A 21,760-nucleotide genomic window follows, 5' to 3' on the forward strand; every position below is an offset into this window, starting at 1 on the left:
ATCACTCTCGGGTCAGAGGGCGTCGTCGACGGCCTTGCGGTGGCGCCACCACTCGATGGCGACGGGGATGAGGGACAGCACGACGATGACGACGATGGCGGCGTCGAGGTTCTTGCCGATGGCGGGGAAGGCGTTGCCGAGGAAGTAGCCGAGGAGGGTGACGAGCAGGACCCACAGCAGCGCGCCGACGGCCGACCACTCGAAGAAGCGACGCCGCGACATCTGCGAGGCGCCGGCGACGAGGGTGACGTAGGTGCGCACGATCGGCACGAAGCGGCCGATGACGAGGGCCTTGTTGCCGTGGCGGTCGAAGAAGGCGCGGGACTGGTCGAGGTACTTGCGCTTGACGATGCGGCCGTCGCGTTCGTAAAAGCGGTGCCCGAGCAGGCGTCCCAGCTCGTAGCCGACGACGTTGCCGAGGAACGCGGCGAGGACCATGAGCGCCAGCGCGACCGGGAGCGAGGGCAGGTGCGGCTTGCCGGCGGCGATGAACAGGCCGACGGCGAAGAGCAGCGAGTCGCCGGGCAGGATCGGGAAGAGCAGGCCGCACTCGACGAAGACGATGACGAGGGTGAGCACGAAGAAGGCGGCCCCGTACGTCTCGAAGAGGTAGTTCGGGTCCAACCAGCTGGGCCCCAGGGCCGGCGCGAGCGTCGTCATCACCTGGCAAACGGTAGGGGGTCGCGGCGGGTTCCGCGGTCGCCGTCCGGCGCCGCGGCCCCGGGCGGCTAGCGTGCCGTCGGTGAGCGAGCAGCCGCCGGTGGGCGTCGGGCCGTGGGAGGGCCCGTGGCCGGCCGGCAACCACTGGGACCCCGAGCTGCTCGCGGGCGGCGACCGGCGCAACGTCGTCGACCGCTACCGCTACTGGCGGCTCGAGGCCGTCGTCGCCGACCTCGACCGGACCCGGCACCCGGTGCACGTCGCCGTCGAGAACTGGGGCCACGACTTCAACATCGGCTCGGTCGTGCGGACCGCCAACGCCGTCAACGCGGCCGCCGTCCACATCGTCGGCAAGCGGCGGTGGAACCGCCGCGGGGCGATGGTCACCGACCGCTACCTGCACGAGGTGCACCACCCGGACGTCGCCGACCTCGTCGCCTGGGCGGGCGAGCGCGGGCTGCCGCTCGTGGCGATCGACAACGTCCCCGGGTCGCGGCCGATCGAGCGGGCGCGGCTGCCACGGGAGTGCGTCCTGCTCTTCGGGCAGGAGGGTCCGGGGCTGACCCCGCAGGCCCTCGCGGCCGCCGCAGACGTCCTGCACATCACCCAGTTCGGGTCGACGAGGTCGATCAACGCCGGCGCCGCCGCCGCGATCGCGCTGCACACCTGGGTGGTCCAGCACGCCGACTTGGGCTAGCCCCGAGGGGCGACTCCTTGCTCCGGAAGTGACCAAATCCGACTGCACGACAACGGATCCGGGCACATCCGGAGCAAGGAGACGTCGTCCTGGCGGGAGCGGCGGAGCCGAGCGCGTTCCCTGGCAGTTCGCCCGGAGGGGTTGACGCCGGACCGTCGTGCGCTGTTATCTATTAGGCAACCTTCCTGATAGAAAGGCTCACCATGACGACGACGTCCAGCGGGGTCCGGCTGCGCAGCCGGCGCGCCACCGCCCTCGTCGACGCCGTCGCGTCCCTGGGTGACCCCGCCGTCACCGCCCTCGTCGAGGCGTGCCTGCACCGCACCCCCGAGCGCGCCTTCGTCCCCCAGCCCGACGGCACGACCGCCGTCCTCACCGGCGACATCCCGGCCATGTGGCTGCGCGACGCGAGCATCCAGGCCGGCACCTACCTGCGCTTCACCGACGACGCCGACCTCCAGGACGTCCTCGCCGGCGTCGTCGCCCGGCTCACCGCCGCCGTCGTCCACGACCCCTACGCCAACGCCGTCAACCTCGGCCCGACCGGCGCCAGCTGGGACGCCAGCGACGGCCACGACGACCCGTGGGTGTGGGAGCGCAAGTACGAGATCGACTCGCTCGCCCACGTCCTGGACCTGCTCGGCCGCTGGTGGCGCACCACCGGGCGCACCGACGTCCTCGGCGAGGCCGCCCGCGCCGCCGTCGCCACCGCCCTCGAGATCCTCGAGCTCGAGCGGGACCACGCGGCGTCGTCGTACCGGTTCACCCGCGACACCCACCTGACCATCGACACCCTCGGCCGGGGCGGTCTCGGCAGCCCGGTCGCCGTCACCGGGATGAGCTGGACCGGCTTCCGCCCCAGCGACGACGCCTGCACCTTCCACTTCACGAGCGCCGGCAACCTCTTCGCCGCCGCCGCGCTCGAGCGGCTCGCCCCGCTCGCCCGGGCGGTGTGGGCCGACGAGGCCCTTGCCGCCCGGTGCGTCCGCCTCGCCACCGGTCTGCGCGACGCCACCCTCGAGCACGCCGTCGTCGACGACCCGCACCACGGACGCGTCCTCGCCTACGAGGTCGACGGCCTCGGTGGCACCCTGCTGGCCGACGACCCGAACAGCCCGAGCCTGCTCGGTCTGCCGCTGCTCGGCGCGCTCCCGTACGGCGCCCTGTACGCCGCCACCCGCACGCTCGTCCTCTCCGGCGCCAACCCCTGGTACTACGCCGGCGTGCACGCCGCCGGCCTCGGCTCCCCGCACACCGAGCCGGGCTACGTGTGGCCGATCGGCCTCGTCGCGGCCGCGCTCACCGGCACCGCCGACGACCGCCGCGCGACCCTCGGGCGGCTCGCGCGGACCGACGGCGGCACCGGCCACGTCCACGAGTCCTTCCACGTCGACGACCCCTCGCGGTGGACGCGGGAGTGGTTCTCGTGGGGCGACTGCACCCTCGTCGACCTCGCCGCCGCGGTCGCCACCGACCGCGGCCGGCTCGTCGCCGACCCGCTGGAGGCCCCGTGAACGCCGCCGCCGCCCCGCGCCGCGCGGGCACCTTCGAGCGGGCCGTCGTCGACCAGCTCCTCGAGCGCGGTCCGCTCGACCGGCCCACCCTCGCCTCGCTCGTCGGCATCTCCCGGCCGAGCGCCGGGGAGCTCGTCTCCCGCCTCGTCGCCACCGGCCTGCTCGAGGCGCGCGGCGAGGTGGCGACCGGGCGTCGCGGCCCCAACTCGACCCTCTACGCGCTGCGCCACGGCGTGGCGCGGGTCGCCGGCGTCGAGCTCCAGCCCGAGGGCGCCTGGTGCCGGGTGGCCGACCTCGACGGCACCGTCCTCGCCGGCGTCGGGCGCCGCGCCCGTCCCGACGACACCCCCGAGCGGCTGGCCCGCCGGGTCGTGCGCGCCGCCGCCAAGCAGGCGGGGACCACCGCCGACGCCCTCGACCGCGTCACCGTCGCCGCCCCCGGCGTCGTCGGGCCCGACGGCGAGATGCGCTACGTCGAGGGCCACCCCGGCTGGAGCCAGGGGCTGCGCGCCCGGCTCGCCGACGCCCTCGAGCTGCCGACCCGGCTCGAGAACGACGTCAAGCTGGCCGCCCTGGCCGAGCAGCACGGCGGCGCGGCCGAGGGGGTCGGCAGCTTCGTCCTGCTGCGCCTCGCCGAGAGCGTCAGCGCCGCCGTCGTCCTCGAGGGCCGCCTGCTGCGCGGCTCCGGGGGCGCGGCCGGCGAGATCGGCTACCTGCCGGCCTGGTCGACCGAGGTGGGCGGGTTCGGCGCGCCGCACCTGCACGAGTTCCTCGGCGCCCGGGCGCTCTCCGCCCTGCTCGGCGACGACGCGGACGGCGCGTCCGGCGGCGCCGGCGTCCAGCACCCCAGCCGCGCCGACGACCTGCGCGAGCTGGTCCGGCGCACCGCGGTCGCCGTCGTCAGTTGCTGCGCGGTCGTCGACCCGGAGCTCGTCGTCGTCACCGGGGCCTCGGTCCGGGCCGCGGGCGCCGAGTTCCCCGCCCTGCTCGAGGCCGTCGTCCACGAGGCCACCCCGTTCCGGCCCCGGGTGCGCCGCAGCGCGCTCGACACCGACGACGTCACCCCGGCCACCGTCGGCGCGCTGTCGTCCGCCCTCCTCGAGGCCCGCGACGCGACGTACGGCGTCGGCCCGGCCTACCAACCGGCGTCCTCGCCGCTCTGACCCACCCGCCGCCCCACCCACCGCGCGCGGCGGCCCGCCGCTCCCCGGCACCCGTTCACCCACCCACCCATCCCGCAGGAGTCCGACCATGTCCGTCCGTACCCCCCTGGCCGCGCTGTCGGCCGTCACCGTCGCCGGCCTGCTCGCCGCGTGCGGCGTCGGCGGCAGCTCGGCCTCGTCCGCGCCCGGCTCGGGCACCCAGGCCGGCAACTGCGACGTCAATAGCCAGGTCGCCGCCGGCACGCCCCTCACCGGCACGCCGAGCGGCTCGATCACCTTCCAGACCACGGCCCTCAAGGCCGACTTCTCGCCGTACTTCGAGAAGGTCATCGCCGACTTCGAGAAGAAGTACCCCGGCACGAAGGTCACCTGGCAGGACGACCCCGGCGACTCGACCTTCACCCAGCGCATGGTCGGTGACGCCCAGGCGTGCACGCTGCCCGACGTCGTCAACCTCAACCAGATCACCGCCTACGCGCTGCAGAAGTCGAACTTCCTCGTCGACCTCGACAAGAACGCGCCCGGCGCGGGCGACGAGTTCATCCCGAGCCTGTGGTCGAGCCTGAAGATGCCCGGCAGCGACGGCCACTTCGTCATGCCGTGGTACTGGGGCCTGACCGGTCTGCAGAGCTTCAACGCGAGCCTGCTGAAGAAGTCCGGGCTCAACCCCGACCAGCCGCCGCAGACCGTCTTCGAGCAGTTCGCCGACGCGGCGACGATCGCCAAGACCTCCGGCGGCGCCTACTACGCCTTCTCGGCCAACCCGGCCTTCCGGCTGCCGTCCGACTGGCAGCTGATGAAGGTGAGGATCAGCTCCGAGGACCAGAAGACGTTCACCTTCGCCGACGACCCGAAGGCCGTCGAGTGGGTGCAGAAGATGGCCCAGCTCTACCAGGCGGGCGCGCTGCCCAAGGACTCGCTCGCCAGCTCGGACGACCCGGTGAAGCTCTACACCGAGGGCCAGCTCGTCTGGGGCTCGACCAATGCCTCGTCGCTGCGCACCGTGCAGTCCGGCAACCCCACCGTCTACGCGAGCACCGGCGTCAGCCAGCTGCTCGACGCCCGCGGCCAGGCCATGGAGGACGGGCAGCTCGTCGGCGTGACGAGCACGTCGAAGAACCCGGTGACGGCCCTGGCCTTCGCGAGGTACCTGCTGAGCCCGGACGTGCAGACCGCGTTCATCTCCGACCCGCGGATCCAGAACTTCCCGAGCACCACCGCGTCGCTCAAGGCCGACAAGTTCACGAAGATCAGCGGCACCGACGCCTACGCGCAGGCGGCCAAGCTGTCGGCGCAGCTCGCGCAGAACGCCCAGAACGCGTTCCTCTACTCCTGGAACGACGCCGTCAACACCGTCGTCGTCCAGCAGGTCCAGCTCGCCATGCAGGGCAAGAAGACCCCGCAGCAGGCGCTGAGCGACGCGCAGTCGCAGGCCAACGCGATCGTCGCGAAGAGCTGACCCGTGGCGTCCACCACCGCTCCAGGCACCGTCGCCGGCCCCCGCGCCGGCCGACGAGGCCGTTCCCGGTCGCCGCGCCCGTCGGGCGTGTCCGGCGCCGCGCTCTACCGGCGGTGGTGGACGCCGCTGGTCTGGGTGGCGCCCACCGTCGTCGTCATCGCGATCTTCGGCGTCTTCCCCTTCGTCAACACCGTCGTGCTCTCCTTCACCGACGCCAAGCCGCTCGGCGGCGGCGGGCAGTTCGTCGGCCTGGAGAACTACCGCACGCTGCTGAGCGACCCCAGCTTCTGGCAGGCCACCCGCAACAGCTTCCTGTACGCCGCCATCGCGGTCCCGCTGCTCGTCGTCCTGCCCCTCGTGCTGGCCGTCCTCGTCCAGGACAAGATCCCGTTCATCGGGGTGTTCCGGTCGGCGTTCTACGCGCCGGTCATCGCCTCGGTCGTCGCCGTCGGCCTCATCTGGCAGAACCTCTTCGCCGAGCAGGGGCCGATCAACACGGTGCTCCAGCGGCTGCACGTCGTCAGCTCGCCGATCCCGTTCCTGTCCGACTCGACGCTCATCCTGCTGTGCGCCGTCGCGCTCACGGTCTGGAAGGGCCTGGGCTGGTACATGATCTTCTACATGGCGGCGCTCGGCAGCGTCCCCAAGGAGCTGTACGACGCCGCGAAGGTCGACGGGGCGGGCGCCGTGCGCCGGTTCCTCGTCGTCACCGTCCCCGGGGTGCGGCTGACGATGCTGCTCGTCGGGCTGATGTCCGGCATCGGGTCGCTGCGCGTCTTCACCGAGATCTACGTCCTCGGTGGGCCCACCGGCGGCCCGGGCGGCGGCGCCCAGACGCTGCCCTTCTACATCCAGCGCGCCGCGCTCGACCCCATCTCCGGCAACGCCGGGTACGGCGCCGCGATCAGCGTCGCGCTCTTCCTCATGACCGGGGTCCTCGCCCTCGTCTCGCAGCGGCTCGGATCCGACCGGGAGGACTCGTGAGCACCCTGACCGCCCCGCGGCCGACGACGGCCGCCCCCGTCCCCGCCCGGCCACCGCACTCGCCGTGGCCGCGGCGCCGGGCCCGGCTGCGCAGCCTCGGGCCGCGCTACCTCGCGCTCCTGTTGCTGCTCGCGCTGACGGTCGGGCCGCTGCTGTGGCAGCTGTCCGCCTCGCTCAAGGGCCGCAGCGAGCCGGTCTACGGACCGGACGCGACGCTCCTGCCGCGCCACCCCTCGTTCCAGGCCTACCTGACGATCTTCGACCAGGTGCCGATGGCGCTCTACATCCGCAACAGCCTCATCATGTGCGCGCTCGGCATGGTGTCCCAGCTCGTCTTCCCGACGCTGGCCGGCTTCATGCTCTCCCGCAAGGGCTGGCGCGGCACCACGGTGTTCAACCTGCTCCTCGTCGCCTCAATGATGTTCCCGTTCGAGGCCGTCATGGTCAGCCTCTTCCTCATGACCCAGAGCATGGGTCTGGTCGACTCCTTCGTCGGCGTCTGGCTGCCCGGCGCGATCTCCGCGGTCAACGTCTTCATCATGCGGGCCGCCTTCTCGGCCGTCCCCGACGAGGTCGAGGACGCCGCCCTGCTCGACGGCGCGACCGAGTGGCAGCGGTTCTCGCGGGTCTACCTGCCGGCGGCGAAGGGCGCGCTCACCGTCGTCGCCATCAACTCGTTCATCAGTGCCTGGGACGACTTCCTCTGGCCGTTCATCGTCCTGCGCAGCGAGAACCACTTCACCCTCAGCCTCGGCCTGTCTCGGCTGGCCCAGTCCTCGCTGGGGTACGACCCCCGCGTCGTCATGGCCGGGTCCATGATCGCCATCGTCCCCATCATCGTCCTGTTCGTCCTGGCCCAGCGGTGGTTCTACCGCGGGGTCTCCGAAGGAGCCGTCAAGTGACCTCCACGATCCCGACCCCCGTCGGCGACCGTCTGCGCCCCACCCCCGCCCAGCTGCGCTGGCAGCAGCTGCGGCTCGGCACGTTCGTCCACTACGGGCTCAACACCTTCCACGGCAAGGAGTGGAGCGACGGCACGCTGCCGCCGTCCTCGTTCGACCCGACCGCGCTCGACGCGCGGCAGTGGGCGCGGACCGCGCGCGAGGCCGGCTCGCGCTACCTCGTGCTCACCGCCAAGCACCACGACGGCTTCTGCTTGTGGCCGACCGCGACGACGTCGTACGGCGTCGTGTCCTCGCCCTGGCGCGGTGGGCGCGGCGACCTCGTCGAGGAGGTCGCGCAGGCCTGCGCCGACGAGGGGCTGCAGCTCGGGCTCTACCTCTCGCCGTGGGACCGCAGCCACCCGGCGTACGCCGACCCGGCCGCCTACGACGAGGTCTACTGCCGGCAGCTGGCCGAGCTGTGCACCCGGTACGGCGCCCTCACCGAGCTGTGGTTCGACGGCGCCGGCTCGGAGGGCCGCGTCTACGACTGGGCCCGGATCATGGACGTCGTCGGCGAGCACCAGCCGGACGCGATGGTCTTCAACATGGGCCGGCCGACGATCCGCTGGGCCGGCAACGAGGACGGCATCGCGCCGGACCCGGTCGACTACGTCGTCGGGCACAGCAAGATGAGCCAGTACACCGTCGTCACGACGACGTTCCAGGAGGCGCTCTACCTCCCTCCGGAGTGCAACGTCTCGCTGCACCGCGGCTGGTTCTGGCACCCGCAGGCCGAGGCGAAGACCGTCGACCACCTCATGGCCGTCTGGTACCGCTCGGTGGGCCGGGGTGGCAACCTGCTGCTCAACGTCCCGCCGGACACCCGCGGTCTCGTCGCCGAGGGCGACGTCGAGCGGCTGCGCGAGTGGACCGCCCGCCGCGAGGAGCTCTTCGGCCGACCGGTCGAGGTCGACGTGGTCCCGTCCTCGGAAGCAGGTGACGAGGACGAGGTCCGGACCGTGTCGCTGACGCTGCCGACCGGCACCCGGCTGGACCACCTCGAGCTCCGGGAGGAGCTGAGCGGCGGCCAGCGGGTGACGTCGTACGTCGTCCGCGCGGGCGACCGCGTGGTCGCCGCGGGCGACCGGGTAGGCGCCCAGCGGGTGCTCGTCACGCAGCCGCTCACGACCGACCGGCTCGAGGTCGAGCTACACGGACGCGGCGCCGGGCTCGTCGGCGCCACCGCGTGGGACACCGGCGGCGCGCAGGTGCCGGGGCTGCCCGAGGGCTACCGCGCCCCCACCGACTACCCGGAGGACTGAGCGTGCTCGAGCCCGTCGACCTCGGCGGGGACGGCTGGACGCTGCGGCTGCTCGGCGGGTGGGACGACCTGCCCGCGGGGATGCCGCTCCCGGCCGTCCCGCCCCCCGCCGTGCCCGCGCAGGTGCCCGGCACGGTCCACACCGACCTCATGGCCGCCGGCCTGCTCGCCGACCCGCACCTCGGTCTGCAGGAGGCCGCGGCGCAGTGGGTCGGCCTCCTCGACTGGTCGTGGTCCCGCCCGCTCCCCGCGGAGCTCGCGCCGCAGCAGGGGGAGCGGGTCGACCTCGTCCTCGAGGGACTCGACACGGTGGTGACGGTGCGCGTCGGCGACGAGGTCGTCCTGCGCAGCGAGAGCATGCACCTGGCGCACCGGGTCGACGTGACCGACGCGCTGTCGCGGGCCGCGGGTGAGGGCCCGCTCGTCGTCGACGTCCGCTCGGCGATCCGCTTCGCGCGGGAGCGGCGCGACGCCCTCGGCGACCTGCCCCAGGACTACGAGCACCCCTACAACTTCGTCCGCAAGGCCGCGTACTCGATGGGCTGGGACTGGGGGCCGACGCTGTCGACCGCCGGCGTCTGGCGGCCGGTGCGGCTCGAGCGCTGGCGGACCGCGCGGCTCGGTGAGGTCCTGCTGCGCGCGGACCTGCCGCCCGGGTCCGACGTCGCGACGGTCGTCGTCGAGCCCGACGTGGTCGTCGCCGACGGTGTCGACCCCGCGGGTCTGCGGGTCGAGGTCGAGGTGGCCGACGCCGACGGCGTCGTCGTCGCGTCGACGGACGCCGGCGGCGACGCGGCCCGGGTCGAGGTCGCCGTCGCGGCTCCCCGCCGCTGGTGGCCGCGGGGGTACGGCGCGCCGTACCGGCACCGGGTGACCGTCCGCCTGCGCGACGCCGACGGCGGGCTGCTCCACGAGCACGTCCGGCACGTCGGCTTCCGCAGCGTCGCCCTCGACACCACGCCGGACGAGATCGGGCGGCCCTTCACCCTGCTCGTCAACGACCGTCCCGTCTTCGTCCTCGGCGCGAACTGGATCCCGCGCGACTCCTTCCTCCCGCGGGTCACGCCCGACCGGCTGCGGGCGAGCGTCGGCGACGCCCTCGACGCGGGGATGAACCTGCTGCGCGTCTGGGGCGGCGGCGTCGTCGAGGACGACGCCCTCCTCGAGCTCTGCGACGAGGTGGGGCTGATGCTCTGGCAGGACTTCCCCTTCGCGTGCGCCGCCTACCCGCAGGACGAGGGGACCGTCGCCCTCGTCCGGGCCGAGGCGCAGGACGCCGTACGGCGTCTCGTGCCGCACCCGAGCGTGGTCCTGTTCAACGGCAGCAACGAGAACGAGCTCGCCGCGTCCGACTGGGGCTGGGACGTGCGCGCCCCCGGTCGTCCGTGGGGCGAGCGGCTGTGGGAGGAGGTGCTGCCCGCCGTCGTCCACGAGCTGGCCCCGCAGCACCCCTACATCCCGTCGAGCCCGACCTCGCTCGACCCGCAGGTCCACCCCAACGACCCGGACCACGGCGCCACGCACCAGTGGGACGTGTGGAACCGGCTCGACTTCACCCACTACCGCGACGCGGTGCCGCGGTTCGCCGCGGAGTACGGGTTCCAGGGACCGCCCGGTCGCAGCACCTTCCGCCGGGCGCTCGGCCAGGACCCCGTCGACTGGCGGTCGCCGCTGGTCCGCGCGCACCAGAAGCAGGCGGGCGGCACCGAGCGGCTCAACCGCAACCTCGCCGGCCACACCGCGCCGCCGGCGACCTACGCCGACTGGCACCTCGCCACCAGCCTGAACCAGGCCTGGGCGCTGCGGACCGCCGTGACCCACCTGCGCTCGTGGTGGCCCCGCAGCGCCGGGTCCGTCATCTGGCAGCTCGACGACTGCTGGCCGGTCGTGTCCTGGTCACTGGTCGACGGGGACGGGGTCCGCAAGCCGGCCTGGTACGCGGTCCGCGCGGCGCACGCCCCGCGCCTGGTCACCGTCCAGCCGCGCGAGGCGGGCCTGGTCGCCGCCCTCGTCAACGACACGGACGAGGAGTGGGCGGCGACGCTGCGGCTCGTCCGTCGGCACGTCGACGGCCGCGAGCTCGCCACCGCGGTGCGCGAGGTGCGGGTGCCGGCGCGCGACGTGGCGACCGTGCCCGTGCCGGTCGCGGTGCGCTCCGCGCGACGGCGCCGCGAGGAGCTGGTCGTCGCCTCGGTCGACGGCCTCGAGGGCGTCGTCGGCGGTCGCGACGTCTGGGCGCTCGTCGACCAGGACGCGCTGCTGCTGCCCGCAGGGCGTCGTACGGCGTCGGTCGTCGTCACCGGCCCCGGCGAGGCGGACGTCGTCGTCGAGGCGCAGGAGACCATGCTCGACACCGTCCTGCTGCCCGACCTCGTCGCCCCCTCGGCCCGCGCGGAATCCTGCCTGGTCACCCTCTTCCCGGGGGAGCGACACGTCTTCCGGGTCATGGGTCTCGGCGACGCCGACCCGACGCTGCTGACCGGCCCCGAGGTGCTGCGCTGCGCCAACGAGGTGACCCGGGCGCATGGCTGACGTCGTGATCCAGGACGGGGTCGAGACGCTGCTCGACGGGCTCGACCCGGTCGCCCTGGCCGGACAGGTCAACCAGCGGCTCAAGGGCTGGGACTGCGTCGAGCGACGCGGCGGCGGCTTCGTCGTCACCGACGCGCTGCGCGCCGAGGTCGACCGGTGGGGCGGGCTCGGCGCGCTCTACGGGCTGTTCCGCGCCGACGCGTGGAGCGGGCGCACCTGGGAGTCCGGGGTGCGACCGGAGGAACGCGCCGAGGTCGCGGCCCTCGTCCAGGACGAGGTCCGGCGCCGGTCCGGCCGCCCGACCGGGGTGCTGCTGTCGGAGGAGGCGCCGCACGGGCACCAGGCCCTCGGCGCCGCCCTGCTCCCCGTCCACCTCAACGTCGCCGCCGCCCTCGACCCCGCGTGCTACGAGCAGGCCTGCGCCGCGGTGGCGCTCGGCCTGCGCCAGGACGGGGTCCACCTGGCGCTGGTCTCCGCGCTCGACCTGCTGCGCGACCCACGGTGGGGGCGCAGCGAGGAGTGCTTCGGCGAGGCTCCGGCGGTCGCGGCGCAGCACGCGGCCGCGCTGGTGCGCGGGTTCCAGGGCGAGGACCGGGCCGGGATCGCCGACGGCAGCGGCGTCGGCGTCGTCCTCAAGCACTTCGTCGCGCAGGGCGCCGCGACCGGCGGCCGCAACGGCCAGTCCGCGCCGATCGGCCCCCGCGAGCTCGAGGAGGTGCACCTGCCCGCGGCGGTCGCCGGGGTGGAAGCCGGGGCCGTCGGCATCATGGCGGCGTACGACGACGTCGACGGCGACCCCTGCTGCGGGTCGCGCGCGCTGCTCACCGACCTGCTCCGCGGCCGGCTCGGTTTCGACGGCGTCGTCATGGCCGACGGCGGCGCCGTCGACCGGCTCGTCGAGATGACGGAGAGGCGGGCCGCGGCCGCGTGGCGAGCCCTCGACGCCGGCGTCGACCTCTCGCTGTGGGACGAGTCGTGGACCCTGCTGCCGCGGCTGGCCGCCGACGACGAGGTGGTCCACGCCGCGCTGCGCCGGGCGGCCGGTCGGGTGCTGCGGCTCAAGGCCGCCTTCGGGCTGCTCGGCGAGGGCGGTGCGCCGACGCCCGGTGCCGGGCGCGCGGCCCGGGCCCGGGTCGAGCTCGTCGACCTCTCGCGGCGGCTCGCCGCGCGGTCGCTCGTCCTCGTCGCGGGCGACCTGCCGCTGCCGACGACCGTCGACGGACGACCGGCGCGGGTCACCGTCACCGGTCCCTACGCCGACGAGCACACCGCGCTGCTCGGCGACTACGTGGCGCCGCTCGCGCCCGAGGAGCAGGTGAGCGTGCGTGACGCCCTCGCCGACCGGGTCGAGGTGGTGGGGGCCGGGCCGGTCGACGCCGCGGTCGTCGTCGTCGGGGGGACCAGCCACCGTCGGTACGACGACGCCTTCGCCGACAACGGCGCCCTCGCCTCGATCGGCGCAGGCACCCGCGCCACCTGCGGCGAGGGCGTCGACCTCGCCGACCTCCGGCTCCCCGCCGACCAGCTCGCCGCCCTCGACGCGGCTCGGGCGTCGACGAGCGGGCCGGTGGCGGCCGTCGTCGTCAGCGGCCGACCGCACGTCCTCGACGACGTCCTCGCCCGCGCCGACGTCGTCCTCGTCGCCGGCTACCCCGGTCCGTACGGCGCTCCCGCCGTCGCCGACGCGCTGCTCGGCGACCTCGTCCCGTCCGGTCGGCTGCCCGCGACGTGGCCCTCGGGTCACGGGTCGTCGGGCGTCCTGCACGACGACCGCTACGCCGTCGACGGGGGTCTACCTCGACCTGCCGCACCCGGTCGGTCTGCCCCTCGGCTTCGGCCTCGGACCCGGGCCGGCCCCGGTCCCGCAGGTCGACCTCTCGCTCGAGGACGACGAGGTCGTCGTCGTGGTCCGCCCCGGCGCCGACGGGATCGCCACCCCGGCCCACCCGTTCGTGCTGCTCGGCCGGCGCGCCGGCGGCCGCGACCGCCCCCGCGGCGCCGAGGTCCTCGCCACCGGCCGCTGGCCCGACGCCGACACCTCCCCGCCCGACACCCCACCTGTTGCCACTGATGACACGGCCCTCACGTGGCGGCTGCCCGCGTCGGCCGTGTTCGCCGCGCCGTGGACCGACGCGGCCGGCCGCCCCCAGGGCGACCCGGCGACCCGGCTGTGGCTCGGCACCGGCCCGACCCGCCTCGATCTCGGCACCCTCCACCCCGACGGCCGTCTCGACGCGCCCGGCCGGCCCCCCCGACCCAGCTGACCCGCGAGAGGTCCCGTGCACTCCCACCCCGACACCGTCCTCGGCCGGATCCGTCGCCTCGTCGACGAGCGGGTCACCCCCGCCCGCGTACGACGCCGCCACCCCCTGACCGTCGCCTCGTGGGCGGCTCCCGGCGAGCCGGTCGACGTCGCCGAGGCGCTCGGGGCGTCGTACGGGCCGGCGGAACCGGGGCTGCGCTGGGGCGCGCCGTGGAGCACGTGGTGGTTCCGCGTCACCGGGGAGCTGCCACGCGAGTGGCGTGACGACGGTCTCGACCCGGCCGACCCGGAGGTGCTCGCGCGGCTCGACGTCCGCGTGGACCTCGGCTTCGTCACGGGGTCGCCCGGCTTCCAGTGCGAGGGGACGGCGTGGTCGCCGGACGGCCGGGTGCTCAAGGGGATCTCGCCGTTCAACCACCACGTCCCCGGCCGCGCCGTCCTGACGCGAGGGGGCGAGGACCGTTGGGACGTCGACCTGCTCGTCGAGGCGGCGGGCAACCCCGACACCAACCCCGACTTCGACTTCGCCCCGACCGGGCTCGGCTCGCTCGACACCGCGGGCGACGAGCCGCTCTACGTCCTCGGCGCGGTGGAGCTCGTCGAGCGCGACCTCGAGGTCGAGGCGCTGGCCGCCGACCTCGCGACCCTGCGCGGGCTGCTCGACACCCTCGACCCGACGCGCCCGCGTCACGGCCGGGTGCTCGAGGCGCTCGACCGCTGCGCCGACGCGCTCGACCCCGACGACGTCGCCGGCACCGCCACTGACGCCCGCGCCGAGCTGGCCGCCGTCCTCGCCAGTCCCGCCCACGCCAGCGCGCACCGCGCCGTCGCCGTCGGCCACGCGCACATCGACTCGGCCTGGCTGTGGCCCGCGCGCGAGACCGTGCGCAAGTGCGCGCGCACCTTCGCCAACGCGCTGTCGCTCCTCGAGGAGGACCCCGACGCCGTCTTCGTCGCGTCGTCGGCGCAGCAGTACGCGTGGGTCGAGGAGCGTTACCCCGACCTCTTCGCGCGGATCCGCGACGCCGTCGCCGCCGGGCGCTGGGTGCCCGTCGGCGGGATGTGGGTCGAGTCCGACACCAACCTGCCGAGCGGGGAGTCGCTCGTGCGGCAGCTCGTCGAGGGCACCCGCTACTTCCTCGAGCGCTTCGGCGTCGAGACCGACGACGTCTGGCTGCCCGACTCGTTCGGCTACACCGCGGCGCTGCCGCAGCTCGCGCGCGCGGCCGGCAAGAAATGGTTGCTCACCCAGAAGATGTCGTGGAACGACAGCAACCGCGTCCCGCACAGCACCTTCTGGTGGGAGGGCCTCGACGGCACCCGGTTGCTCACCCACCTGCCGCCCGTGGACACCTACACCTCGCACCTGTCGGCCGCCGAACTGACCCACGCCGAGACGTCGTACGCCGAGCACCGGGTCGGCACGGTCTCGCTCGTCCCCTACGGCTACGGCGACGGCGGTGGTGGACCGACCCGCGAGATGGCCGCGCAGGCGGCACGGACCCGTGACCTCGAGGGGTCGGTCCGCGTCGGGCACGGCGTGCCCGACGACTTCGCACGCGCGGCGCGGGCCGAGCTCGTCGCCGCCGCCCGGCCCGGGCGACCGGCGCCCTCGTGGTCGGGCGAGCTCTACCTCGAGTTCCACCGCGGCACCTACACCTCGCAGGCACGGACCAAGGCGGGCAACCGGCGGGTCGAGCACCTGCTGCGCGAGGCCGAGCTGTGGTCGGCGACCGCGACGCTGCGCACGGGCCGGCCCTACCCGGCCGACCTGCTGCGCGCGTCGTGGCGCGAGCTGCTGCTGCACCAGTTCCACGACGTCCTGCCCGGCAGCTCGATCGCCTGGGTGCACGACGACGCGCAGGCCGCGCACGCCCGGCTCACCGAGCGGCTCGAGACCGTGGTCGCCGACGCGCTCGCCGCGCTGGCGGGCGACGGTGACGACGAGCTGGTCGCCAACGCGGCACCGCATTCCCGGGACGGGATCCTCGCCCAGGGCCTCGGCGCCCCGACCCCGGTCGAGGACCGGCCGGTGCGCGAGCGCGACGGTGACGGGTGGCGGCTCCGTACGGGCTCGGTGTCGGTCGGGGTTGACGCCGCGGGCCGCGTCGTCTCGCTGCGCGGGGCGGACGGTCGCGAGGCCGTCCCGCCCGCCGGGGCGGTCGGGGCCCTCGCGCTGCACCGCGACCTGCCCAACCGCTGGGACGCCTGGGACCTCGACCGGCACCACCGCCAGGTCGTGCTGCCGCCGACCGCCCCGGCGAGCGTCGAGCCGGTCGACGTCGACGGCCTGCCGGCGCTGCGGGTCACCCACCGGCTGGGCGCCTCGACCGTCGTCCAGGACCTCGTCCTGCGGCCCGGTGCGGTCGGGCTCGAGCTGCGGCTCGACGTCGACTGGCACGAGCGGGCCAAGGCGCTCGTGCTCACCGTCGACACCGACCTGCGCGCCGACGACAGCGCGGCCGAGATCCAGCACGGGCACGTGCGGCGGCCGGTGGCCGAGAACACGTCGTGGGACGCGGCCCGTTACGAGGTCTGCGCGCACCGCTGGCTGCACGTCGGGGAGCGGGGGTACGGCGTCGCGGTCGTCAACGACGCGACGTACGGGCACGGCGTGACCCGGGCGGTGCGTGAGGCCGACGGCGGCACGACGACGACCGTCGCGCTCACCCTGCTGCGGTCGGCGACCTACCCGGACCCGCGCGCCGAGGAGGGGCGGCACGTGCGCACCGTCCTCGTCGTCCCCGGCGCGGACGTCGCCGACGCCGTCGTCGAGGGCCACCGGCTGGGCCTGCCGCGCCGCGTAGTCCGCGGGAGCGGGCCGGTCGACCCGGTCGTCACGGTCGCGCCGGTGGCCGGCGCGGGTGACGCCGTCGTCGACGCGGTGAAGCTCGCTGACGACGGCTCGGGCGACCTCGTCGTGCGCCTGTACGAGGCCCTCGGTGCCCGGACCACGGTCCGCGTCGACGCCCCCGGTGTGCCGGGCGGGTGGCAGGCGGTCGACCTCCTCGAGCGCCCTCTGACGCCCGACCGCCCGGTCGCGCTCGAGGCCGACGGCACCCTCGTCCTGCGTCCCTTCGAGCTCGCCACCCTCCGCCGGAGCCCGGGGGCCTACTGACCCCTCCATCCCGTCGACACCCCACATGTTGCTGCGTCTGGACCAGCCGGAACCGTCCAGACGCAGCAACAAGTGGGGTGTTCGCCCCGGGGGAGGGCTCGGTCAGGTGAGGTCGACGACGACGGGGGCGTGGTCGGACGGCGCCCCACCGAAGACCGCCGGGTCGCGCTCCTCGCGGTCGACGAAGGCGCCGGTCACCCGGCCGGCGACGGACGGCGTGCCGAGGAGGAAGTCGATCCGCATGCCGCGGTTCCGCTCGAAGCGCTGCCGGTAGTAGTCCCAGTAGGTGAACTGGTCGGGAGTGCGCTCGCGCGCCAGGTCGACCCAGCCGGCGTCGAGGAAGGCCCCGAAGGCGGCCCGCTCGGGCGGCGTCACGTGAGTGTCCTTGGCGAACGCCGCCATGTCGTACACGTCCTCGTCCCGCGGCGCGATGTTCCAGTCGCCGACGAGGACGGCGTCGTCACCGAGCCATTCCTGGGAAGCGACCTCCAGCCGGGCCAGCCAGTCGAGCTTGTAGTGGTAGTGAGGGTCGTCGACCTTGCGGCCGTTCGGGACGTAGAGCGACCACACGCGCACACCGCCGCAGGTCGCCCCGATGGCCCGCGCCTCGGCGACCGCCGGGTCGCCCCAGGTCGGCTGCTCGGGGAAACCCACCTGGACGTCCTCCAGCCCGACCCGCGAGATGACCGCGACCCCGTTCCACTGGTTCGTCCCGGCGGCCGCGACCTCGTAGCCGGCGGCCTGCAGCCCCATGACCGGCAGCTGCTCGGGCGTCGCCTTGGTCTCCTGGACCGCGAGGACGTCGATGTCGTGCCGGGCGAGGAAGGCCTCGACCCGGCCGATCCGGGAGCGGACGGAGTTGACGTTCCAGGTCGCGATGCGCACGGCCCCGAGGCTAGCCGGACCACCTCGCCCCCCGACCCTTGACCGGTCCCCTCCGGCGCTCCACGCTGACCCTGTGTCCGACGCCACCGCCCGGGTCCTCGTCATCGGCGCCGGCCCCGCCGGGCTGGCCACCGCCCGCGCCCTCCTCGGCCACGGCGTCCCCTACGACCACGTCGAGCGCCACGCGAGCGTCGGCGGCATCTGGGACATCGAGGCCCCCGGCTCCCCGATGTACGACGCCGCCCACCTCATCTCCTCGCGCACGATGTCGGGCTTCGACGGCTACCCGATGCCGGACGACTACCCCGACTACCCGAACCACCGGCTGGTCCTGGCCTACCTGCGCGCCTTCGCCGACGCCTACGGCCTGACCGGCCGGATCCGCTTCGGCGTGCAGGTCGAGCGCGTCACCGCCGCGCCCGGCGGAGGCTTCGAGGTCCGGCTCGACGACGGGACGACCACCCGGTACGAGGCCGTCGTCTGCTGTCCCGGGATGCAGTGGAACGAGTCGATGCCCACCCTCCCGGGGGAGTTCGCCGGCGTCCTGCGGCACAGCCGCACCTACCGCTCCGCCGACGAGGTCGCGGGCCGGCGGGTCCTCGTCCTCGGTGGCGGCAACAGCGCCTGCGACATCGCGGTCGACGCCTCGCGCACCGCTGCCCGCGTCGTGCTCAGCATGCGGCGCGGCTACTGGTTCATCCCCAAGCACCTCTTCGGGCTGCCGTCCGACGTCTTCGCCGCGTCGGGGCCGCACCTGCCGGTGCGGGTGCAGCAGGTCGCCTTCCAGGGGGCGCTGCGGCTGCTGCTCGGCGACCCGCGCAAGGTCGGGCTGCAGCGGCCGGAGCACCGGCTCTTCGAGACCCACCCCGTCCTCAACAGCAGCCTGCACCCGGCCCTCCAGCACGGCGACGTCGTCGCCCGCCCCGGCGTCGCCGCCGTCGACGGGCTCCGCGTCACCTTCACCGACGGACGGAGCGAGGAGGTCGACGAGATCATCGCCGCCACCGGCTACCGGCACGGCATCCCCTACGCCACGGAGGTCTTCGGCCCCGGTCGGCCGGACCTCCACCTCACCGCGTTCTCCCGCGACCACGAGGGCCTCTTCGCCGTCGGGCTCATCGAGACCAACTCCGGCGCGTACGGCCACCTCGACGGTGTCGCCCAGCTCGTCGCCGCCCACCTCGACGACCGGGTGCACGACCCGGAGCGCTACCGCCGCTTCCGCGACCTGGTCCGCACCGACCACCCGGACCTCAGCAGCGGCATCCGCTTCGACGGCTCGCCGCGGCACGAGGGGTACGTCGACGCCGACGCGTTCACCCGCTATCGCCGCAGGATCGTGGAGCGGATGGGCTGGTCGACCCGGCTCCCCGAGCGGGTCCCGGTTCAGGCCGGGGCGCGCCCCAGCACGTAGAGCCGGTCGGTCGTCTCGCCGCGCTCGGCAATGGGGCCCCGCAGGTACCACTCGACGTCCACCAGGCCCGCGGCGGCGACGGCGGCGCGCACCGCGGCCGGGTCGTGCAGGACGACGTCGAGGTCGACCTCCTGCTCCAGCCACTCGTCGGCGTGCTTGATGCCGGCGCCGGCGTGCATCGCCAGCACGAGCAGGCCACCCGGCGCGAGCGGCCGCGCCACCGCCGCGACCGCGGACGCGAGCTCGCTCTCGGCGAGGTAGATGAGCGAGTACCAGGCCAGCACGGCCCCCCACCCGTGCGCACCCGCCGGCCGCATGAGCCGCCGCAGGTCGCCGACCTCGAACGTCAGCCCCGGGTGGAGGCGCCGCGCCTCGGCGACCATCTCCGGCGAGAGGTCCACGCCCTGCGCCGCGACCCCGCTCTCGGCCAGCCACGCGGTCACCTGGCCCGGGCCGCAGCCCACCTCGACGACCGGTGCCTCGTCGACCTCGACGGCGACCCGGTCGAGGAGCCAGCGCTCGAAGGGCAGCCGACGGATCTCGTCGCCGAACGTCTCGGCGTACGGCGTCGCGACCGCGGCGATGCTCGCGAGCACCCGCCGGTCGCGGGCGTCGGGGCCGTCGCGCAGCACCGACTCGCGGTCGACGACCGGGGCGCCGGCCGCGCCCGCCGCCGGGCCCGTGTCGACCGGTCCCAGCAGGTGCACCCAGCGGTGGTCCTGCTGCCCGGGTCGACGCTCGAGCTGCGCGACGAGCGGCAGCGACCTCGCGGCCAGCCGCTGGAGCACCGCCTCGACGGCCTCCCGGTCGGCGAACGGGTGCAGCCGCTCGGTCCGTGTCCGCAGCTCGCCGGGCGCCTGCGCCCCGCGCAGGAGCAGCACCGTCAGCAGCGCGCGCTCGTCGTCGGCCAGCTCGAGCACCTCGTCGAGCGTCTGGTGGAACTTCAGGGTCCGCTGCCCCGCACCGGCCCACACCACCCGCACCAGGCCGCGGTCCTTGAGCGAGCGGGCCGCCCGCTCGACGGTGCTCTCGTCGTAGTCGACGACCGGCTCGCGGCTGCTGCTCTGGTTGCACGCGGTCCGCAGCGCGTTGACCGACAGGGGGTACGACGCCGGGACGGTCCGCTGCTTCTCCAGCAGGCTCCCCAGCACCCGCTGGTCGACGGCATCGAGGACGGGCAGCTCGTCGGGCACGAGCCGACCCTACGGCCCCGTGACCGAGCGGTGGGCGGCTCCGCCGACACCGCTCGCCCCCGTGGAAGGATGGCGCCGACCCGCCGGCCCGTTCGAAGGAGAGCAGATGCCCATCGCCACCCCCGAGGTCTACGCCGACATGCTGGACCGCGCGAAGGCCGGGAAGTTCGCCTACCCGGCCATCAACGTCTCGTCGTCGCAGACCCTCAACGCCGCCCTCAAGGGGTTCGCGGACGCGGGCAGCGACGGCATCATCCAGGTCTCGACCGGTGGCGCCGAGTACCTCTCCGGCTCGCTCAAGAGCATGGTCTCCGGCTCGCTGGCCTTCGCCGCCTACGCCGAGCAGGTCGCCAAGGACTACCCGGTCCACATCGCGCTGCACACCGACCACTGCCCGAAGGACAAGCTCGACGGCTTCGTCCGTCCGCTGCTCGCCGCGTCGACCGAGCGGGTGAAGCAGGGCGGGCTGCCGTGGTTCCAGTCGCACATGTGGGACGGCTCGGCCGTGCCGCTCGACGAGAACCTCGAGATCGCCCGAGACCTGCTCGAGAAGTGCGTCGCCGCGAAGATCGTCCTCGAGATCGAGGTCGGGGTCGTCGGCGGCGAGGAGGACGGCGTCGTCGGCGAGATCAACGACAAGCTCTACTCGACCCCCGAGGACGCCATCGCCACCGCGAAGGCCCTCGGCACCGGCGAGAACGGCTACTTCATGACCGCCCTCACCTTCGGCAACGTCCACGGCGTCTACAAGCCGGGCAACGTCAAGCTGCGCCCCGAGGTGCTCAAGGCGGCCCAGGACGCGGTCCACCGCGAGTTCTCCACGAGCGACGACAAGCCGTTCCACCTCGTCTTCCACGGCGGCTCCGGCTCGGCCCCCGAGGAGATCGCCGAGGCGGTCTCGTACGGCGTCGTGAAGATGAACGTCGACACCGACACCCAGTACGCCTTCACCCGCCCGATCGCCGGCTGGATGCTCGCCAACTACGACGGCGTGCTGAAGATCGACGACGAGGTCGGCGACAAGAAGAAGTACGACCCGCGTGCCTGGGGCAAGGCCGGCGAGGCCGGCATGTCGGCCCGCGTCGTCGAGGCCTGCGAGCACCTCGCCTCCGCCGGGAAGCACGCGTGAGCGGGCTCGACGGGGGGCTGCTCGGCATCCCCGAGACCCGCCTGCCCGTCGACCCGGCGGCCGAGCGGCTCGCGGCCGGGGAGGACCCGGCCGCGGTCGCCGCGGACCACCCCACCTCGTCGCTGGCCTGGGCGACCCTCGCCGAGCAGGCGCTCGCCGCCGGCCGGACCGTCGAGGGCTACGCCTACGCGCGCACCGGGTACCACCGCGGGCTCGACGCCCTGCGCCGCGCGGGCTGGCGCGGTCAGGGCCCCGTCCCGTGGTCGCACGAGCCGAACCGCGGCTTCCTGCGGGCGCTCGCCGCGCTCGGCCGGGCCGCACGCGGGATCGGCGAGCAGGACGAGGAGGCGCGGATCGCGACCTTCCTGCGGGACTCCTCGCGCGAGGCCGCCGAGGCCCTCGACACCTGAGCCCGTACGGCGCCCCGTCCGGCGCCCCGTACCGCCCCCGTACGGCGCGCTCGGCGGACGCGGGTTGGCGCCCCTGCCGGCCGGGCGGGGACGGATCCCCGAGTGCGTCCGCCTCGTCCGGCCGGCGGGGCGGG

At 74.6% G+C, this 21,760-nt stretch carries 17 protein-coding genes; 14 read left to right on the plus strand and 3 right to left on the minus strand.

Annotation, left to right across the window (positions count from 1 at the left end; translation table 11 throughout):
* Window positions 1-12: 12 nt before the first annotated feature.
* The gene (locus FB458_RS09015; protein ID WP_141850430.1) at window positions 13-660 is read right to left on the minus strand and encodes a VTT domain-containing protein; all 648 of its coding nucleotides are present in this window, start codon (window positions 658-660) and stop codon (window positions 13-15) included.
* A gap of 82 nt (window positions 661-742) precedes the next feature.
* Here FB458_RS09015 and FB458_RS09020 point away from each other — a divergent pair, with 82 nt between their 5' ends.
* The 11 genes from FB458_RS09020 to FB458_RS09070 all read left to right on the plus strand — a co-directional run bounded on the left by FB458_RS09020 (window position 743) and on the right by FB458_RS09070 (window position 16,595).
* Window positions 743-1,357: a TrmH family RNA methyltransferase gene (locus FB458_RS09020; protein WP_211355983.1), complete on the plus strand. Its 615-nt coding sequence runs from the start codon at window positions 743-745 to the stop codon at window positions 1,355-1,357.
* 203 nt (window positions 1,358-1,560) lie between these two features.
* Window positions 1,561-2,871: a glycoside hydrolase family 125 protein gene (locus FB458_RS09025; protein ID WP_141848205.1), complete on the plus strand. Its 1,311-nt coding sequence runs from the start codon at window positions 1,561-1,563 to the stop codon at window positions 2,869-2,871.
* Window positions 2,868-4,034: an ROK family protein gene (locus tag FB458_RS09030; RefSeq protein ID WP_170185614.1), complete on the plus strand. Its 1,167-nt coding sequence runs from the start codon at window positions 2,868-2,870 to the stop codon at window positions 4,032-4,034. Before FB458_RS09025 ends, FB458_RS09030 begins: the two co-directional genes overlap by 4 nt.
* An 88-nt stretch (window positions 4,035-4,122) precedes the next feature.
* Entirely contained in the window at window positions 4,123-5,493 is a 1,371-nt protein-coding gene (locus tag FB458_RS09035) for an extracellular solute-binding protein (protein WP_211355984.1), read from the plus strand.
* 3 nt (window positions 5,494-5,496) lie between these two features.
* The gene (locus tag FB458_RS09040) at window positions 5,497-6,477 is read left to right on the plus strand and encodes a carbohydrate ABC transporter permease (protein WP_141848207.1); all 981 of its coding nucleotides are present in this window, start codon (window positions 5,497-5,499) and stop codon (window positions 6,475-6,477) included.
* On the plus strand, window positions 6,474-7,379 hold the full coding sequence (locus FB458_RS09045) for a carbohydrate ABC transporter permease (RefSeq protein WP_211355985.1): 906 nt from the start codon (window positions 6,474-6,476) through the stop codon (window positions 7,377-7,379). The genes FB458_RS09040 and FB458_RS09045 overlap by 4 nt, the downstream gene beginning before the upstream one ends.
* Window positions 7,376-8,683: an alpha-L-fucosidase gene (locus tag FB458_RS09050; RefSeq protein ID WP_141848208.1), complete on the plus strand. Its 1,308-nt coding sequence runs from the start codon at window positions 7,376-7,378 to the stop codon at window positions 8,681-8,683. Before FB458_RS09045 ends, FB458_RS09050 begins: the two co-directional genes overlap by 4 nt.
* A 2-nt stretch (window positions 8,684-8,685) precedes the next feature.
* Window positions 8,686-11,214, plus strand: coding sequence for a glycoside hydrolase family 2 protein (locus tag FB458_RS09055; protein ID WP_141848209.1), 2,529 nt, complete (start codon window positions 8,686-8,688; stop codon window positions 11,212-11,214).
* Window positions 11,207-13,285, plus strand: a complete 2,079-nt coding sequence (locus FB458_RS09060; protein ID WP_141848210.1) for a glycoside hydrolase family 3 protein — start codon at window positions 11,207-11,209, stop codon at window positions 13,283-13,285. The genes FB458_RS09055 and FB458_RS09060 overlap by 8 nt, the downstream gene beginning before the upstream one ends.
* Window positions 13,286-13,322: 37 nt before the next feature.
* A complete protein-coding gene (locus FB458_RS21280) occupies window positions 13,323-13,478 on the plus strand; it encodes a hypothetical protein (protein WP_170185615.1) in 156 nt (51 codons plus the stop codon).
* Window positions 13,479-13,493: 15 nt separating this feature from the next.
* Window positions 13,494-16,595, plus strand: coding sequence for an alpha-mannosidase (locus tag FB458_RS09070; protein WP_141848211.1), 3,102 nt, complete (start codon window positions 13,494-13,496; stop codon window positions 16,593-16,595).
* 102 nt (window positions 16,596-16,697) lie between these two features.
* Here FB458_RS09070 and FB458_RS09075 read toward each other — a convergent pair whose 3' ends face one another.
* Window positions 16,698-17,480 carry an exodeoxyribonuclease III gene (locus tag FB458_RS09075; RefSeq protein ID WP_141848212.1) on the minus strand — a complete coding sequence of 261 codons (783 nt, stop codon included), beginning with the start codon at window positions 17,478-17,480 and terminating at the stop codon, window positions 16,698-16,700.
* Between the two features lie 73 nt (window positions 17,481-17,553).
* Here FB458_RS09075 and FB458_RS09080 point away from each other — a divergent pair, with 73 nt between their 5' ends.
* On the plus strand, window positions 17,554-18,894 hold the full coding sequence (locus FB458_RS09080) for a flavin-containing monooxygenase (protein WP_211355986.1): 1,341 nt from the start codon (window positions 17,554-17,556) through the stop codon (window positions 18,892-18,894).
* Here FB458_RS09080 and FB458_RS09085 read toward each other — a convergent pair.
* Complete coding sequence (locus FB458_RS09085; protein ID WP_211355987.1) at window positions 18,867-20,087, minus strand: DUF480 domain-containing protein; 1,221 nt, start codon at window positions 20,085-20,087, stop codon at window positions 18,867-18,869. The genes FB458_RS09080 and FB458_RS09085 overlap by 28 nt on opposite strands.
* Window positions 20,088-20,193: 106 nt before the next feature.
* On the opposite strand from FB458_RS09085, the gene fbaA reads away from it, so the two are divergent.
* The gene (gene fbaA / locus FB458_RS09090; protein WP_141848214.1) at window positions 20,194-21,216 is read left to right on the plus strand and encodes a class II fructose-bisphosphate aldolase; all 1,023 of its coding nucleotides are present in this window, start codon (window positions 20,194-20,196) and stop codon (window positions 21,214-21,216) included.
* Window positions 21,213-21,626, plus strand: coding sequence for a DUF3151 domain-containing protein (locus tag FB458_RS09095; protein WP_141848215.1), 414 nt, complete (start codon window positions 21,213-21,215; stop codon window positions 21,624-21,626). Before fbaA ends, FB458_RS09095 begins: the two co-directional genes overlap by 4 nt.
* Window positions 21,627-21,760 lie beyond the last annotated feature (134 nt).

Origin of the sequence: Lapillicoccus jejuensis (assembly GCF_006715055.1) — a bacterium.
GTDB classification, from domain to species: Bacteria; Actinomycetota; Actinomycetes; order Actinomycetales; family Dermatophilaceae; genus Lapillicoccus; species Lapillicoccus jejuensis.